This window comes from uncultured Candidatus Kuenenia sp., from assembly GCF_900696675.1.
GTDB classification, from domain to species: Bacteria; Planctomycetota; Brocadiia; order Brocadiales; family Brocadiaceae; genus Kuenenia; species Kuenenia stuttgartiensis_A.
Genome location: NZ_CAADGZ010000029.1, coordinates 17,182 through 34,645, shown reverse-complemented (window position 1 = coordinate 34,645; position 17,464 = coordinate 17,182). Strand labels below are relative to the sequence as shown.

The window sequence follows — 17,464 nt, the reverse complement described above, 5'->3', positions numbered from 1 at the left end:
AGTCACTCCGGCCTTTTCCTTCACCCCCTTTGCCTTAAAGTTCACCTTTGCATTGCAATTATCCTTCAGGTTGCATTTATCCTTCTTTGCTGTTATGGTAAATACCGCCTTGCCCTCTGCGTCTGTATTCTGGTTTGAAGGCTTCACCTTTATTTTTTTATTGTTACTCGTGGTTACTTTTCTCTTTACCTTGACCCCTTCAATACCGAAGCCATCCACATCAGTAACCATTACCGTCACCTGCCCTTCCTCACCCTTTTCCAGAAATAGTGAGTCCGGCGATACCGCTATTTTCTCCGCATTGCCAGGCACCCCGGGGGCGGGTGAAGAAGAAGGTGTAGGTGTAGGTGTAGGTGTAGGTGTAGGTGTAGGAACGGGTACCGTTGCTACAGGGGTAATTGACGGTGAGGGAACTGGTGTTGCCGGTGTGAAGGCGGGGGACTCCGTTGGCACAGGCAGAGCCACTACTGAACAGGTACCCGTCATCAATTGCGGGAACCCGGTAATGGTTGTCTCGTCATAAAAACTCGCCGTCAGGGTATCTCCGTCTGCCGCCTGTATGTGTTCATAGTCGAGTGTGGAATCGGCGCTTATCTGTATTGAACCCATGAATATACCCGTATCGGTGCCCATCTCCGCCATACTTACCCCTGCAATATTAAGCCGAGAGGTCTGCACATAAACTTTTTCTAAAAGCGTTTCCGCCTCTTTATGGTCTGCGTTCGACTCCGCATTATTGAGGGTGATTTCCGCATATTCCCCGAGAAGATATGCAGAACGGCTGAATGCAAGCGTTGCGTCAAAATTACTGAAAGAGAGTTTCTTTGTGACTGATACGGCGGAAGGCGGATTATACGCCACCGTAATCGCACCGTCCTGCACGGTTTTTACCGTACCGATATTTGACCGCGCCGTTGCACTTGCCTCTCCGCTCGTGGTAGTACCTGTCTTTATGGTCGCTATAAATGTGCCGCTGTCAGCGCCGTCTTCGTTTAAATCCAGCAGGAGGTCGCTTCCGATATAATAGTTATCGCCCGAAACCTTTATGGCAGTGGTGAGTATATCCTCTGCCCTTGCATCGGTGTTTCTGTCGCCGTCCGCTACCGTGACAATCACCGTATCACCGGAGAGATACGCCACATCCTTGCTCAGTGTCATAACGTCCTGCGATACCGTCGGGGTTGGCGAGGGCTGTGGTGTGATTGTGGGGGTCGGCGTTAATAAAACCGTGAGTGTGGGCGACGCCGCTGCTGCGGCCGGGGTCGGTGTGGGTACTATCGGGGAGGATTCTGTGGTGAAACTCCATGAATGGTTCGATTCTATTGTTGTTCCCACCCAGTTTGCCGCCTGGATTTGCGTAGTGGCGAATGCCGTATAGGTAGTATCGTAAGAAAGAGCGTCTGTGGGTGTAAATATGACGTCGTAGGAATCGGTACTTGCAAAGCCATCTATCTTATTTCCGTCAGGATTGGTCACATAAAAACTATCCGTATTCACCGTAGAGCCGTTGATGAGCATGGAAAAGGTTGCGGATATGGCGGCATCAACGGGTACATTTACCGCGTTGTCTAACGGATTGGTTGAGTTGATGGAAAGCGTCGCTGCCTTCGGCTCCCCGCCGCCTCCGCCTCCCCCGCCTGAGCTTGACGTGGTAAAGGACTGTTCGCTGCCGGTTGAGGTGCCTGCGCTGCTATTTGCCGCACTGCGGTAATAATAGGTTGTGGCCGCGGACAGGTCGCTTATGCTGATGCTCACTGCCGTATTTTCACCGGTTACGGACTGGGTGGTTGACGTGCCGGTGTACACGCCGCTTGAGACGCCATAGCTGAACAGGGCTGTGGTAGGCAACCCTATCGTGCTTACCGTTGCAGAGAGCGTGACGGAGCTTGTCGTTACACTGGTGGCAGAGCCGGTTATCACCAGTGGTGTGAAGAGGAGCTTGGTAACAAAGGCGTCATCACCAGATTTTTTAGCCGTCGACGTCCCCACGATCGGGAAGTTGCTGGAGCCGGTATACCCTGCTATGTATGCAGAGTCGGTACCATCCACGGCAATTCCAAGGGCAACATCACTACCACTTCCACCAATGTAGGTAGAGTAGAGAATCGAAATGGGCACCCCCGTGCCAAGTTTAATAACAAAGGCGTCTTCTGTACCTTCTGCATGGCTTGTCGTTGTTCCCACAACGGGAAAATTAGTGGATGTGGTATACCCGATGATATACGCAGAGCCGGAACCATCAACGTCAATTTCTAGTCCACAATAATCATTACCACTTCCCCCGATGCAGGTGGAATAGACAAGTGCAAGGGGCGTCTCTGTGCCAAGTTTGGTGACAAAGGCATCGTATATCCCTCCTGCATGGCCTATCGTTGTCCCCACGACGGGAAAATTGGCGGATGTAGTATGCCCGCTGATATACGCAGAGCCAGAGCCATCTACCGCGATTCCTATTGCCAGATCATCGCCGTCTCCCCCAATATAGGTGGAGTAGATAAGCGCAAGGGGCGTCTCCGTGCCAAGTTTAGTGACAAAGGCATCGTATGTCCCCCCTGCATGACCTGTCGTTGTCCCCACGACGGGAAAATTGGCGGATGTGGTATACCCGCTGACATACGCAGAGCCGGAGTCATCTAAGGCTATTCCTCGTCCAAGTTCACTACCGGTTCCCCCGATGTATGTGGAGTAGATAAGCGCAAGGGGCGTCTCCGTGCCAAGTTTGGTAACAAAGACATCGTCTGTCCCTCCTGCATGGCCTGTCGTTGTCCCCACACGGGGAAAATTGGTGGATGTGGTATATCCGACGACATACGCAGCGCCAGAGCTATCCACGGCAATTCCTTGTCCATAATCACTGCCACTTCCCCCAATGTAGGTGGAGTATTCGAGGCTGTCGCCCGATGCGCCAAGCTTTGTAACAAAGGCATCATAATTGGTTTTTTTGGCCGTTGATGTCCCCGCGCGGGGAAAGTTACTGGATGAGGTATACCCGGTGATATACGCAGAGGCGGAGCCGTCCACTGCGATTCCAATACCATAATCAGCACCGTTTCCCCCAATATAGGTGGAGTAGATAAGCGCAAGGGGCGTCTCCGTGCCAAGTTTGGTGACAAAGACATCTTCATTAGCTTTCTTGGCCGTTGATGTCCCCACGACGGGAAAATTGGCGGATGTGGTAAACCCGGTAACATACGCATACCCGGAACTATCCACGGCGATGCCATAGCCACGATCAGTATCGTCCCCCCCCAGGTAGGTGGAGTATTCGAGGATGGGATCTATGACGAGGGAGGAGGATTTTTCGTATGAGGCAACGGTAAAGCCGTAGACGAATTTATGATGGCGTCTTTCGGGATGTACACTCTTGGATGGTTCGGGCGGGATCAGGTTTGTAACCTGATCCCCGTTGTTTATACCCTTTAAAACCTTAGCTATGGTGGCGCAAGTATCCGTTCCTTCCACCCCCTTCACCCCCGCCAGCGGGGGACATATTTCAACCAATAGCGTATCCTGCGGCTCTGCAAGCGCCTTCACCCCCACCAACGGGAAATATATATCCGCCACCCGTTGGAGGGTGCCCGGTAAAGCAAGGCACTGCGCAAGAACCGGACGAGGATCTGTCCCCCTTTGGAGGGGGTTAGGGGGAGGAGCTTTGGGCGTGGTCAGGTTTGGTACAGGCTCTGCACCCTTTGCGTCTTTGCGGTGAATCACCTCCACCTGATGTCCCGGTTGGGTGCGCCCCGTCCATTCGGCCGTCGCAGGACTGGATTCATCCAAACCACATACCCTGTTCAGTATCCTGAACGAACCTTCAATCTCTCTCTTTTCTCCGTCGATTATCTGATAAATATACGGTTTTTTATGGATGATGCTGCCTTCTTTAAGGATGATTTCCATGTCGCCGTCTTCCCTGATGCGTAAGTCTTCTATCCCTTCATAACACAACTGAACACGGGACGGACTGACTCCGGGCTTCACGATGACGTCATATTCCATCTGACGGTTGTTGCCGTAAAACCGCATATCGACGCCGTCGTAAATATTTTTGTACACAACCGCGCCAAAGGTGGGGATATTGGTACGCCACTTCTCAGGGCTGCCTACAAAGTAATTGATCTTGCATTCCTGCATATCCTCCGCAACGATCCCGGGGTCTTTGTTTGCGCCAAGGGGAAATAGCCGTATGTGCTCCTGCGGCTGTGGGCTAGGGATTGCAGATTGAGGATTTACGGATTCCGTTTTTTTGCCGCGTGTCAGCGAGAGATATATCCCTTTTTTGGTAAAGAACATGCCCTGTCCGCTGCCTTTTTCATAATACTGTACCCGCGCATCCACCTGCCCGTCATTCTGTATGAAATAGAGGGGCAATTTACCGTAAGATTCCTGCACGGAGGTGCGTACCGCCTCGCCAGGTTCCGATGTGCCGCTGACGTCTTCGGGGGTGAATAGAGCGTTTAAGCCGTTCAAGTCATTTAAAATGTTTGAACCGGATTGTTGGGTGCGCTCGCCCGACCTGCATGGCTCTGCTGGAACATTTACGGCGCGTCCGTTTATCGTGAATACCGGGTCGCTGTGTACTCCGATATCCCATTCATAGGCAGCCGATACGGCATCCTCCATTCCATGCCCGATATCTGTATAAATCCCTACAGCCAAAGCAATAAAAATCACTGTACGCCACAAGCGTACTATCCTACACATAATACACTCCTTTCGATAATTTAACAGAAGTCAGAAGACAGAAGCCAGAAGTACAGAAGGCATCGTACTATTTGAATGGCTGCGTAGCTGCGAAATCTCTGTGGCTCACATTCATACCATTCAAATAAATAACATTCACCATAAACAATTTTATCTTTTTTCAGTAAATCAGGGTAAAGCCTTTGCATAATTGGGTTTAAATGTATTCGTGCCCACTATAGCAAATGCTTCTCCCCTACACAATATTGAAATGACAAATTATGAATTTTAGATTGTTATCTGTTTTGAATCTACAAGGAAGACAGAAGTTAGAAGACAGGAGATAGAAGTACAGAAGGGCATAGTACTATCTGAATAGCTGGGAGAAAGTAGGGGGTCAAACCTAATCTATTGACAATTTTATGTGTTTCGTCCCTAAACGATTATGCATTTAACGGTTTTAATTACAAAGATTATGTTGGAATTGATTAATATTCAGGTAAATCCCTTTACCCCTATTATAAATTCCTGTTTAATCTCATTAACAAGTCCTCTCGATTTTGACGGCTCTGTTCTGTATGGCTTGGCATTCTTTAACACTTTCCCATGCCCCATTACACGCATAAACGCATGGGTTCAGGATCGGAAAATAATAAAAAAATTTCGTAAAAGAGGCGTATGTTCTTCTGGTCTTAAACATCAGGATTTAAAAGCAAAAGAAGGCAATAACAGGATTTTTGTGTCCTTCGGCAGCATAACCGTTGATATGGTGGATGAATTCGTAGGCGTTATCCTCGGCGTTTTAATTGGCGTGCCTGTCTTTGCCGGTGGCATTATACAGACGTCAGCAATCAACGGCAGCGGCAACGGGGATTCGAAAGCCGTGTAGTTGCGTAAGGTGGGCAATTAGTATTTTTAGCGGGCAATGTCCCATAAGCACTAATCCGAAACTCCTTATTCGTTATTCATTGCACGTTTCAAGTGTCTCGGATATTTTACTGTTTACCATACTTACCGGTTCCAATCTTTACATCCAGGTGTTTATGGCAGTCGGCGCAGGTCTGTCGCAATCGGCCGACTTGCCATAATACATCTTCCAACGTAACAGACTCTCCCTTATCCCTAAATATACCGTCTATATTTTCAGATGCTGCCAGTATTGCAAAATTAATTTCGTAATATTTATCGTCGTCCGTCCGGGCAAATTTTGTTGTAGCGGTCTTGCAGAGCGCTGTAAGATTAGCGCTTGCGTCACCGTAAATTTTCCGTTCTTTTTCTATTTCTTCAATAGAAAAGTAGGTGGAAAGCCGTTCCGGAACCTTATAATTCCTTCTATTTCAGCCATAAGCACAACCAATTCGCTTTCCCCCTTTTCTACACCTTTTACCGGCGCTCATCCGGCAAAAACATTGAAAATAGCGCAGAGCAACATACCTGTCAAACTCACTAAAAACGCCCTTATCAATACCATTATCTCCTCCTGCAAACAAAATTATTCACACCCACTTTTACATCAAGTATAATTTCAGTACATGCCCCGAATTATTATCATACATGTACGGATTTCTATAGGGTAAAGTATCGCCTTTCCTCTCATACCAAAAATACTATAAAGAATTACCATATAAAATATTTTTCATTTTTTCCTTAAGTCTGTATGAAAACCTTTTATCTTTTAACATTTTTTCCAAAGGCTCACGGATTTTATCTTTTGGAGAATGGGATAAAAATTCAAAAATTGCTGTTATCCATTGACGAGTGGTATTGTTTGAGGGTGTATTGTACAATTCGTTAATAATGTAGGGAAGTATTTGCGATTTCATATCATCACGTACTAAATGTCTTAAAACTTCCTTTTTCAAATAAACCTCCTCCAACGTTTTGGTAGGAGGTAATTTGCTGAAATATTTTAGTAATTCCATAAACGCCTCTTTATTTCCTAAGGAAATCATCCCGCCAAGACTGGATATACCCGCATTCCGGTCTTTTTCTAAAGGACTTTGCAATTGGCGGACATATCTATCTACCGGCATAGTTGCCCAGTTAATGTTCTTTACCTGTTCATATAACAACCATTCCTTAAGTGCTTCAAAATCAAGTTCACCGGTTTCAGATAAACGTTTTAGCTCATTACTCAATCCGCTCGTGTTATCCATTTCTATAAATTCCATTTCCTCATAATCTTCACAACCATTACGTTCCCCCGAAAATTTTTTTGTATCGACTAAATTTTGGCAAGAAGAATAATTGAAGTTCTCCAGTAATTCATCTATAAATGGTTCAAATTCTTTATCATTCAGGCAGATGCCATATTCTGTATTTCCATCCATACTTGCAGGGAAAAAAACGTTACAGTTAAAACATATTCGTTCCATGATTTCTTTTTTCATTTTTTATCGCACCTATTTTTTGAAAAATGCCCAATACCTTATATAATCTTTTACAATATATCGAAAACAAAACCCACTTTCCTCTTCCAAAAACGGAGGGCTTTAGTAACTGTTCAGCGTAAACGATACACGGCTCGTTCCCAAACCTTGTAATGAACATAGTGTAGTATCTGTTTGGGAATGCGTTTGTTCGAGAAACTCCGGTTTCTCGCCTGTTTGCTGATAGATAGGGAATAAAATCACAGGGTTAAGACAGTTTGCAATTTGTCAAGTCTGACCCTCATTGGAAACAAAGTTTCCAGTGCAATTGCGTTCTGATCTCCGGTAGTTTAATAAATTACGCTGAATAGTTACGGGCTTTATGCAAAAGCAGCTTCGAAATTCAGGGATTATAACCAGAATGATGGCGAAGCGGGTGTATTGCTTTTGTTATGCTTTCTCGAAGCACATCTGCAAGCACCAGAAATTTCGACTAAACTGGAAATAAAACTTTCATCAAACGATTATGCCAAAGGTTCAGATGCGATTCGCTTGCCGGTTGAATGTCCTAAAAAAATCTATCGCTTTAAAACCGTAATTTCACTGGACGGATCAGAAAATCAGGGTGCATTTTTTTATTTGCGTCCTCGGATACCTAATGGCGGCGATTGTGTGGCATCAGGCAAAAGTGCACGCGCAATTTAATGGAACGTTAGATACCCTGTTAGACACCCTTAATAATATAAGGCTTTCTGTGATACTTGAAGAAACAAAGGCCAGAGGGAGAGTTAAGGCTAACTAAAAATTGTAAGAGTTGATGAATACGTTAGGTATTATGGATTTCCACAAACATCGACTGAAACTTCAAGGACTCAGTGTATACAATTGATATTGTGCTTAACGCATTGATTGTATTTATGTTACATTGCTACTTCTCTTCTTTTGAGATAAACTCACGCTAGACAACTCAATTTATCCAGGTCAGCCTGAAAAATAAACCAGCAGCGAGTCACGAGTTTTCAGTTGGTAATTGATCTCTATGTCAGCAAAGAGACCAATTAAAAACACGATGACGGCAGCGAACAGTCCGTCCGTCACTGTCTCAGGAATATTAAAGTCGCGTAAAATAGTGAATTTTCGATTGATGTGTACGCCAACAAAGAAAACTACAATGCCCATCGTATGAGCGATAAAATCAGGAACCTCAATAGATATCATTCCGTTTTCCCATTGATGGGTTGCTCAGGAGTCCAGCCTCCCCCCAACGATTTATATAAGCGAACCAGATTGGACATAATCGCTCCCTGGCTGGCAGCTTGTCGATTCTGGGTGCTCAGCAGGGTTCGTTGCGTATCGAGAACCGTTAGAAAATTGCTTGCTCCCGCTTCATAGCGCGTCTGGGCAATATTTGCTGCTCGTTCAGCTGCTGCAGCCGACTCCACTAGCGAGCGATAACGAAGTTGCTCCTGGGTAAACGCGGTAATCGCATTTTCTACTTCTTCCAGCGCATTGAGAATACTGGCTTCGTATTGTACCATCGCCTGTTCTTGCAGTGCATTTTGCACTGCAATTTTTTGCCGGGTACGACCGCCATCAAAAATATTCCATTGCACACTCGGGCCAATACCCCAGGTTCTGCTATCACTTGCAATGAGGTTTGACGGAGATAAAGACTCGAGGCCGATCGTGCCAGCTAAGGTGAATTTCGGATAAAGCTCGGCTGTGGCAACGCCAATCCGTGCCGTTTCTGCGGCAAGCTGACGCTCGGCACGGCGCACATCAGGCCGTCTGCGCAATGTTTCAGCCGGCACACCAACTGCAATTTGTACGCTGGGCGTGGACATCAGCCGCAACCCGTCTAACTCTTTATCAACTGTGCCGGGGGTCTGACCAATCAATACGGCGAGACGATTTTTGGCTTGAGTAATAGCCTGGTTTAGACGGGGTAGTTCGGAGCGTGTAGTTTCTGCATTTGATACCGCACGCTCAAGATCAAGCTCCAACACCGCACCAGCATCGAATTGTGCCTGTACAATTTCTAACGTATCAAGTTGTACCAATAAGTTTTGCTTGGCAACAGCGTACTGGGCCTGAAAAGTGCGCAACTCAATATAGTTAACAGCCACTTCTGCTAACACCGAAACCAGCACATCACGTCGCGCTTCCTGGGCCGCTTGAAAGTCAGCTTCGGCGGCCTCAAGAGCACGGTGCCGGCCACCAAAAATGTCCAGCTCCCAAGCGGCATCAAAGGAGGAAGAATAAAGTTCAGAGGTTGAACCCGCGCCGGTGTTCTCACTGCTTCCAGTACGAATCGCAAAGCCTTCGGCATCTATCGTTGGAAAGCGAGTGCTGCCAATGATGCCCCTTTGGGCTCTGGCTTGGCACAATTGTGCTTCCGCTGTTCTGAGATCAAGGTTGGCAGCTATTGCCCTTTCCACAAAACCACTAAGTACAGGGTCCCCCAGGGATTTCCACCATTGCGAGAGTGTCTCCGGATCGAGTTGTTGCTGGGTCAAACCGCCTTCAAGTTGACCGACCCACGCTTCAGGTGATGCTCTATCAGGTTTTTTATAATCGGGGCCTACCGTGGTGCAACTGGCCAGCAAAGTAAATAATAATAGCCCTGCAAATCGGCACCTGGGTCTGCACTTGGGTCGACACCTAAATCGATTGTTATTCATAAGGTAATCAATCATATCGCGTGTTCCGTTGCGGTGGCCGGTGCTGCGTCCTTGTAACGAAACATTAAGCTGTATAAAACAGGCACGAAACCCAGGGTCAGAATAGTACCCATTCCAAGACCGCACATAATGACAATGGCCATGCCATACCAGAACTCGCCACCAAATAATGCCAACGGTAATAGTCCCGCAATAGTGGTAATGGTGGTCATGATGATGGGCCGTGCACGGGCTAGTGCCGCTATGGTTACGGCTGCATCAACCACCAAACCCTCGTCTCGTGCCTGATCAATTCGATCGATCATGACAATACCATTGTTAACAATAATTCCCGCCAAGCTAAACAGGCCCAACATAGCGGTAAAGTCGAAGAAGGCGCTAAATATCATCAAACCAAAATTGGCACCGATAATAACCAGGGGTATGGTGAGCAGGATAATGGCAGAGCGGCGGAAAGAGTTAAATTGCAACACCAGCAACAGCATAATCAGGAAGAGGGCATGGGGAGCGTAGCCAAATAGCTTACTGTTAGATTCCTGAGAGCCTTTGATTTCACCTTCCAGCTCTAACGTATAACCGCTTGGCACCTCGATGGCATTCAATCCTTCTTGCATCGCGGCGTAGAGTTCGATCGCCGTTAAACGCGGGTGTTTGCCGGCGATAGTGAGGGCGCGTTGCTGGTTATAGCGGCGAATCCGGCTGGCCTCGACGACGCCTTTGAAGTCCGCTATTTGTAATAGCGGTACAGGAACACCAGCGTCAGATAATATCTCGACGGTTCTCAAGCGATCCAGATTACCGCGATCATCTGACTGCGCACGAATAGTTACCGGTATGACTTTGTCGTCCTCACGATAACTGGTGATCTGATAGCCATCAAAGGAGGCGGATAAAGTGCGCGCGATCGCTTCGCTTGTTACGCCGGCACGCCTGGCCCGTTCCTGGTCAATATCTACCACCAATTTAAACACCGGGTTTTCCCAGTCACTGCGGATTGTTTGAGCACCGGGCACACTGTAAAAGGCGTCTTTCACCTGCGCTCCCAGCGCTCGCAACACATCCGCATTGGGGCCCCGCACACGTATTTCGACGGAGCCAAGCGCTCCGTGACCGAGAAACAGGATATCCGCTCTGCCATTGGCCTGCGGCAAATCTTGCTTAATAAACTCCTCAACACGCTGCATAACCCTGGCTATTTGATCACTGGTTTGAGTGTTAACCACAAGAAAGGCCTTGTTGGGTTGCGCATCATTGGGGCTTAAAGCCAGAAAAAATCGGGGTCCACCGGAACCCACATAAGTCAAAATACCGGTGACTTCCGGGTTCTTTCCCTTATCGTTCAAATAGGCCGCTAATTTGTGGCTGGCAATCAGTGTTTCACTGATATCGGCTTCGGCGGGCAAATCAATATAGACAGTAAACTGGTTACGCTCTGACGGCCCCAGCGATCGCTGTTTAACAAACTTAAAAACCTGACTCGAAGCAAACAGGCAAATAATCATCAAAACAATGAACGCAACCCGCCATTTAAGTAGGATGCCAAGTAGCTGGCGATAGAACTTGTAAACTGGAGCCTTATAGGTGTTGGCGCTATTGTTTGTGGAACCGGTATTTTTCGAATTAGTATTTGTCGAGACAGGCAAAAACCAGTAACAAAATGCAGGAATGACGGTAATGGCTAATACCCAGGAAGATAGCAGGGCAATGGCTAATACCTGGCCTAATGAACGCAGAAATTCGCCCGTAGTATCATCGATTAATACCAATGGAAGAAATGCAATTACGGTGGTAAGGGAGCTGGTAAGCAGCGGGATGGCCAGGATTTTGGGTGTTGCGAGTGCAGCCTCAAGCCGCTCCACTCCATTATCCATGCGCTGACGAATATCTTCGGCTATAACGACACCGTTATCCACCAGCAAGCCCAGAGCAACAATGATGGCGGCGATCGATACCCTGTGTAACTCGATATCCCATATGTACATACCTATCAAGGTTGCCATCATGGTCAGAGGCACCATAGTGCCAACAATTAAACCGATACGCCAACCTAGAAACAGCATCACCACGACCAATACCACAACCATGGTCTGCAGTAGATTGTTGGTGGCGTCATTCACCGACGCTTCTACCAGATCAGGTTGGAAAATCGCAACGTCCAACTGCATGCCAACAGGCAACTTGGGCTTAAGGGTGCCTAGCCGGGCATTAACCTGTTTGCCCAGCTCAACCACATTAGAGGCAGTCATCATAGATACGCCCAACACAATCGCCGGCTGGTTATTATAGAAAGCCGGGGCTTTGGGAGGATCCACATAGCCCCGCCGGACAGTTGCCAGATCACGCAGATAGACTAATTCGCCGTCATCCGTTTCAATGGCTAAATTACGAATTTCATCCACTGAGCGAAAGTCACCGGAGGGTTCAATGACCACCGTCTGTCCGGCGGCATTAACCGTTCCGCCGGGCAACACAATATTTTGTGCCCGCAATGCGGTCACAATGGCGGTCGGAGTTAACTTAAACTGAGCCATAAAATGTGCATCAAACTCTAACCAGATACGTTCGTCCTGAACCCCATACAGATCGACACGCGCTACCAGTGGCAGGCTACTCAAGCTATCTTTAATATCTTTAGCGACCTCGTTGAGTTCGGCCATGGAATAGTCGGCTCCAGTCAGTGCCAGTGTGACCACCGCAACACGGCCGTAATCGTCATTAACGGTTAGGCCCTGGGTACCCTCTGGCAAGCTATCACGCAGATCATTCATCTTATTGCGCAGGTCAGTCCAAATCGTGTCCATATCGTGGTAACGGGCATGGGCTTCTGGCGTAACAATTGATAGGCCCGTCATTGAGACGGACTTAATTTTGTCGATTTCAGACAACTCCTTGATTTTGTCTTCAATAGGACGCGTGATGAGCTGTTCTATTCGTTCGGGCGATAAACCTGGAAAAGAGGTGATCACCTGTGCGCTGCGCAAGGTGATTTCGGGATCTTCCTGCCGGGGCTGGGAAACGAAAATAGCAAGCCCACCAAGCAAAATCGCGACAATCAACAAGCACGAAAACCTGGCATGACTAATCGTGAACCGTGTAAGTTTATCCATCCGTTAAACCCTGTTCAGGCATCCACAGTTCAACCTTCATATTTTCATGCAGAAAGGTGACGCCTGCGCTGACAATCTTCTCACCCGCTTCAAGGCCTTCATAAACTTCCAGTTGATTTCCTCGCAGGTCACCGATGACCACATCCCTGACTTGCAGCCGGTAGTTATCGTCAATCACAAATACCGGTGCTGTCTTTTGAGGCACCTGCGAACTACTCTCTTTCGCTTGCCTGAGCATGCTAAATTCTATAGCAATCGCTGCAAGAGGTATCAAATACACGGTACTACCCTCAAGATACTCGTTGAAGTTAAAGGTGACACTGGCTGTCATGCCAGGAAGTAATTTGGTTTGCGATGCTGATAATTGGATCTTTACGGGAAAGGCATTACCTGCTCCAACTCGCGAGCCGATTTCACTTACAACGCCAGTTAAGCTTGTGCCCTGGATTGTTGGGAAGGTGACCTGGACTCGCTGACCATAATCAATATCGCGAATCATCGTTTCAGGGATGCGGACACCGACTTCCAGGGCATCAGAGGATTGCAGTAAAAAGGCACCCTGACCAACCGTTGTTTCCTGGAAAGGATCAATATTCCGTTCGGCAATCGTGCCTGCAAAGGGTGCGGTTAATTCGGCATTTGAAAGATCGCGCTGCTTGCGATCAAGGTCACTCTGGGCAGCCTTTAAATTGCCACGTGCCGCTGCGTGATTTGCAGTTGCGGTGTCGACTTCAGCCTGTGACGATGCACGTTTGTTAAACAGCGTTACGGTACGGTCATAAATTTGCTTGGTTTCCGTAACCTTTGCCCGCGCGATATTGAGCTGCGCCCGTGCTTGTTCCACGGCGAGTCGTAGCGGTTCCATATCCAGCACGGCTAATACCTGGCCTTGTAGAACCGTATCTCCTCTGCTGACCAATACCTGCTCTATAGTACCGCTAACACTGAAGCTGAGTACCGACGTATCAGCCGCTATCAATTTGCCCGAAATACGCCTGGACTGTCCGGTTGCCTGTTCACCAACCTCAAAGTATTTAACACGCGGTGTCGTCTCAGCCAGTGGCTTGACGTCTGTTCCGCAGCCTGAGAGAAAAATGATACTGAATAAAATAACCGGTAAGCTGAATTCTATGGAGGGGTTTATTATCATATTTTTATAGTCTGGCGGTTAAAATAAGTTATTGGCCTACCCCAACTTTATATTAATGCACATTTAAAGGCTCTCTTAATAAAATCCAGCGCATTGATTATTGGCTTATCGGGTTTTTCTGTCAGTTTCCGGTCATAATAATAAGCTGCAAGTTCGGCCGGCCCCTCCATGCCAAAGCTGAAGTGTCAGGTCAGGAACCAATACACTTTAAACGATACTTATAACAAACCAGATATTAACTTGCACCTGTGCGCTAATGCAGCGGCCAGGATTAGCGACAATAGATCTGCCAACGGCTTTCAACAACCGATAGATAATGGGAATTTGCTTATTAGATATTTTGTAATGGTAGTGAAAGTATTACCAAAATTCAAATGTTTTTTGGTAATTATCACGGCAACGTCAAAGTCCCCCTACGAAAGACGCGGATCAAGAATTTGTGCCAAAAGATCCCTTCAATAAGTGTAGAAAGAAGTAAAAAACAATAGAATTTCCATATAAATAGGCAAAAATGAGCAAAACAAACAAAATGTAACAGGAGTATCCCAGTAGTAATGAGAGAGAGAAATAAAGTGTTTTTTTGTTCTCTACATTACCAGCGGAGCATTTGAAATGAAAGAAAAGGTATTGCCGCAAAATTTCTGAGTGCCTTTGCAATATTTGGTACATTGAGAAAATGAAAAAGCACAATCACAAGATTCCTCGTAACTATTCAGCGTAAAACGATACACGGCTCGTTCCAAACCTTGTACTAAACATAGTGAAGTATCAGTTTGGGAAAGAGTTACGCTCTGATCTCCGGTAGTTTAATAGATTACGCTGAATAGTTACAATTTCTTTCATTTTTGTTTAACGCCACTTATGCGCTGCAATCCATTTACCTCTTGATATGAATGGAGAGAAATGTTATTTTTTTTGTTACTGAGAAAATGACATACATTTCTCTGGAAATCTCTTCCGCATTGTTATCAGGAAAAGACCTGTTTATACAGGCTAAATCATCGGCTTGTCATGCATTCAAATTACGTGGAATAGCCCTACCGGATATTTTTTATTCCTGCCATGTAAAACCTATCATTTTTTGACTCTGCAAATAGTGAATGTAATAGTTGGTGATATATTTTTAAACTTTTTTACTTTTACCCTTAAGTCTGAAATGAAAGGAGAAAAAAATGGCACAGGTAAAACCGGGCGATACCATTCATGTTCACTATACTGGTAAATTAAAGGACGGCACGATTTTTGATTCTTCCGTGAACCGTGAACCATTGGAATTTATCGTTGGAGAAGGGCAATTAATTCCTGGTTTTGAACAAATGGTAGTAGGGATGAATCCCGGCGAATCAAGGACGACAACAATTCCACCTGGCATGGCTTACGGCCCTTATTATAATGAAATGGTATTAAAGGTGGATAGAAGCCAGGTCCCGGACAACGTAGAGCCAAAAGTAGGCCAGCAAATACAAATGCGAAACAATGAAGACGGCAGGGAGGTAATTGCGACAATAACGGAGGTCTCTGCATATAGCGTCACACTAGACGGCAACCATCCTTTAGCAGGGAAAGACCTGACCTTTGATGTTCTTCTTGTAGGAATTCTTTAAATGTTTTATCTTATTGTCCCATAAAATACCGTTGAAGAAACGCCTTTTGAACGGAAGAAGCTTGTTTATTTTGTTTAACGTTTGGAACTGCAAATAAACGACAGTTTTATTGTGTTTGAAGGTACAGCCATTTATGAATTTAAAAATGTATATAATTATGTCCGGCGCCTTGATCTTTGTTTTGGTAGGTTTCATGATATTCTTTGAATTTTTTGTCAGGGCACACTAACCGATAAATGGTGTATATGCCAAAGAAAAATGTGTGTGAAAAAGTGGTTTTTGTTTTAGGAGTATTATCTTTTTTCCTCTTAAACTCATGTGCCCAAACACCTGCCCCCCGCGATGAAATAAATTTGTTTGCAACTCCTTTTAAATTGAATGCACACTCCGGATCGGTAAATAAAGGTTTCATTGAAGTGCTGGATAAACAAGGCATGCCAATTTCAGGCGCAAAAATTAAAGTATTCAGCACTTCTCCAACGGTAGCCGTGGTAAAACCGGAAGAAATTACGACAGACTCTTTGGGCAAAGCCAGTGTATCGATATATGGCATTTCCCCGGGAGGAACGAAAATTATCTTTTCCGCTGAGGGGAGGGATGCTTCGATTGACGTTATTTTTTCGGAACATTAAGGGAATTTGCATTTACTTTTGATGCTGGCATTTTTAACGAACAACCGTCGCCGCCATAGCGAATCATTATAATTTCAGCCATAATGCTTACTGCTATTTCTTCCGGGGTAACGGCTCCGATATTCAGGCCTACAGGGGCGTGTATTTCTTTGATCTTCTCAGAGGAAACACCTTCTTTCAAGAGACTTTTGAATATTTCCATCGATTTCCTTTTGCTGCCCAAAAGCCCTATGAAACGGGCTTGCGTTTGCGCGGCGGCAAACAAGGCCAGATCATCGTAACGATGCCCGCGTGTGGCTACAACTATATAACTATTCCGGGTAAACGGAATATTCTCAAAGCACTTCCCGTAGTCGGAGACGATACATACTTTTGCATCAGGAAAATCTTCTTTTTGAACATAATCCTTACGGTCATCCACAATAGAGATGTCAAAGTCCAGCATAGCGGCTATTCGCGAGACCGCCCTGCTTACGTGTCCTCCCCCGATTAGGATAAGTGCTGGCCGCGTCCGAAATCCTTCTATGTATATATCTGTTCCGTCACTTGCCTGAAAAAATATTTTCCCCCCGTGAAGAGCAATATTTCCGGCAACCCCGATTGTTTCCCTTTCAAGTGTTTCATTACCCAGGCTTCCCTGTTTTATGCCGTTTGCCTTAACAATAAATTTTGCCCCCGGGGCATGTTTCCCCCTTCTATCGTTTACGATTGTTACAAGGGCAAGAGAGGCGTATCCTTCATAGGCAAGGAGTATTCCTTTTGCAAATGTTTCAAAGGGGTGTGGTGTTGTCAGTGGGTCAATAAAAAAAGACATAGTTCCTCCGCATACCATGCCGTCTCTTGCAGAGAATTCCTCGTTCAAATCATACGTGCGGAGCACAGGCCTGCCATGCTCTTTCAGGAGTTGTTTTGCCTGCGACCATATTTCCCCTTCTATGCACCCGCCGCCGAGAGCGCCAACACTACTGCCATCCTTGCGGATTAACATTTTTGCACCATCTTTTTGCGGGGTAGAACCCTTTGTGCAAACAACAGTAACCAATACACAAGGTTCTTTTGTTTCTGCTAAGTGAAGAATTTCTTTAAAAATTTCGTACATATCGTTAAAAGTGCATAAAGAAAAATCCTATCGGTAATTATGTGCAGGATGTAAGAATAATTTGATTATACGTAGCTGTTATAATACCATGTATTTGGTTTAATTATAATCATAATAACGCCATTTATTTTACGTGAATGTA

At 46.1% G+C, this 17,464-nt stretch carries 11 protein-coding genes; 4 read left to right on the top strand and 7 right to left on the bottom strand.

Annotated elements, in window-relative coordinates:
• Positions 1-4,701: SBBP repeat-containing protein (locus QZT26_RS06660; protein WP_295101311.1), on the bottom strand; the 4,701-nt coding region annotated here is incomplete at its 3' end.
• Positions 4,702-5,125: 424 nt separating this feature from the next.
• On the opposite strand from QZT26_RS06660, the gene QZT26_RS06655 reads away from it, so the two are divergent.
• On the top strand, positions 5,126-5,569 hold the full coding sequence (locus QZT26_RS06655) for a hypothetical protein (RefSeq protein ID WP_295101310.1): 444 nt from the start codon (positions 5,126-5,128) through the stop codon (positions 5,567-5,569).
• 718 nt (positions 5,570-6,287) lie between these two features.
• Here QZT26_RS06655 and QZT26_RS06650 read toward each other — a convergent pair.
• Positions 6,288-7,070, bottom strand: a complete 783-nt coding sequence (locus QZT26_RS06650) for a hypothetical protein (RefSeq protein ID WP_157820480.1) — start codon at positions 7,068-7,070, stop codon at positions 6,288-6,290.
• A gap of 336 nt (positions 7,071-7,406) precedes the next feature.
• Between QZT26_RS06650 and QZT26_RS06645 the strand changes: the two genes are divergently transcribed.
• The gene (locus QZT26_RS06645; RefSeq protein ID WP_099324904.1) at positions 7,407-7,754 is read left to right on the top strand and encodes a Hachiman antiphage defense system protein HamA; all 348 of its coding nucleotides are present in this window, start codon (positions 7,407-7,409) and stop codon (positions 7,752-7,754) included.
• Between the two features lie 276 nt (positions 7,755-8,030).
• On the opposite strand, the gene QZT26_RS06640 is transcribed toward QZT26_RS06645, so the two are convergent.
• From QZT26_RS06640 to QZT26_RS06625, 4 genes are read right to left on the bottom strand one after another with little or no spacing between them, the layout of a single operon-like run.
• The gene (locus QZT26_RS06640) at positions 8,031-8,267 is read right to left on the bottom strand and encodes a sodium/glutamate symporter (RefSeq protein WP_099324905.1); all 237 of its coding nucleotides are present in this window, start codon (positions 8,265-8,267) and stop codon (positions 8,031-8,033) included.
• Positions 8,264-9,745, bottom strand: a complete 1,482-nt coding sequence (locus QZT26_RS06635; RefSeq protein ID WP_295101309.1) for an efflux transporter outer membrane subunit — start codon at positions 9,743-9,745, stop codon at positions 8,264-8,266. Before QZT26_RS06635 ends, QZT26_RS06640 begins: the two co-directional genes overlap by 4 nt.
• On the bottom strand, positions 9,742-12,837 hold the full coding sequence (locus tag QZT26_RS06630) for an efflux RND transporter permease subunit (protein WP_295101308.1): 3,096 nt from the start codon (positions 12,835-12,837) through the stop codon (positions 9,742-9,744). Before QZT26_RS06630 ends, QZT26_RS06635 begins: the two co-directional genes overlap by 4 nt.
• Entirely contained in the window at positions 12,830-13,987 is a 1,158-nt protein-coding gene (locus QZT26_RS06625; RefSeq protein ID WP_295101307.1) for an efflux RND transporter periplasmic adaptor subunit, read from the bottom strand. The genes QZT26_RS06630 and QZT26_RS06625 overlap by 8 nt, the downstream gene beginning before the upstream one ends.
• Before the next feature lie 1,172 nt (positions 13,988-15,159).
• On the opposite strand from QZT26_RS06625, the gene QZT26_RS06620 reads away from it, so the two are divergent.
• A complete protein-coding gene (locus QZT26_RS06620; protein ID WP_164994444.1) occupies positions 15,160-15,591 on the top strand; it encodes a peptidylprolyl isomerase in 432 nt (143 codons plus the stop codon).
• Between the two features lie 245 nt (positions 15,592-15,836).
• Positions 15,837-16,223: an Ig-like domain-containing protein gene (locus QZT26_RS06615; RefSeq protein ID WP_164994443.1), complete on the top strand. Its 387-nt coding sequence runs from the start codon at positions 15,837-15,839 to the stop codon at positions 16,221-16,223.
• Here the strand turns inward: QZT26_RS06615 and QZT26_RS06610 are convergent.
• The gene (locus tag QZT26_RS06610; RefSeq protein ID WP_164994442.1) at positions 16,204-17,322 is read right to left on the bottom strand and encodes an XdhC/CoxI family protein; all 1,119 of its coding nucleotides are present in this window, start codon (positions 17,320-17,322) and stop codon (positions 16,204-16,206) included. The genes QZT26_RS06615 and QZT26_RS06610 overlap by 20 nt on opposite strands.
• Between the last annotated feature and the right edge of the window lie 142 nt (positions 17,323-17,464).

Coding starts and splice junctions, on each gene's coding strand:
- QZT26_RS06655 (WP_295101310.1), top strand. CDS start 5,126: ATGCATTTAACGGTTTTAATTACAAAGATTATGTTGGAATTGATTAAT.
- QZT26_RS06650 (WP_157820480.1), bottom strand. CDS start 7,070: ATGAAAAAAGAAATCATGGAACGAATATGTTTTAACTGTAACGTTTTT.
- QZT26_RS06640 (WP_099324905.1), bottom strand. CDS start 8,267: ATGATATCTATTGAGGTTCCTGATTTTATCGCTCATACGATGGGCATT.
- QZT26_RS06635 (WP_295101309.1), bottom strand. CDS start 9,745: ATGATTGATTACCTTATGAATAACAATCGATTTAGGTGTCGACCCAAG.
- QZT26_RS06630 (WP_295101308.1), bottom strand. CDS start 12,837: ATGGATAAACTTACACGGTTCACGATTAGTCATGCCAGGTTTTCGTGC.
- QZT26_RS06625 (WP_295101307.1), bottom strand. CDS start 13,987: ATGATAATAAACCCCTCCATAGAATTCAGCTTACCGGTTATTTTATTC.
- QZT26_RS06620 (WP_164994444.1), top strand. CDS start 15,160: ATGGCACAGGTAAAACCGGGCGATACCATTCATGTTCACTATACTGGT.
- QZT26_RS06615 (WP_164994443.1), top strand. CDS start 15,837: ATGCCAAAGAAAAATGTGTGTGAAAAAGTGGTTTTTGTTTTAGGAGTA.
- QZT26_RS06610 (WP_164994442.1), bottom strand. CDS start 17,322: ATGTACGAAATTTTTAAAGAAATTCTTCACTTAGCAGAAACAAAAGAA.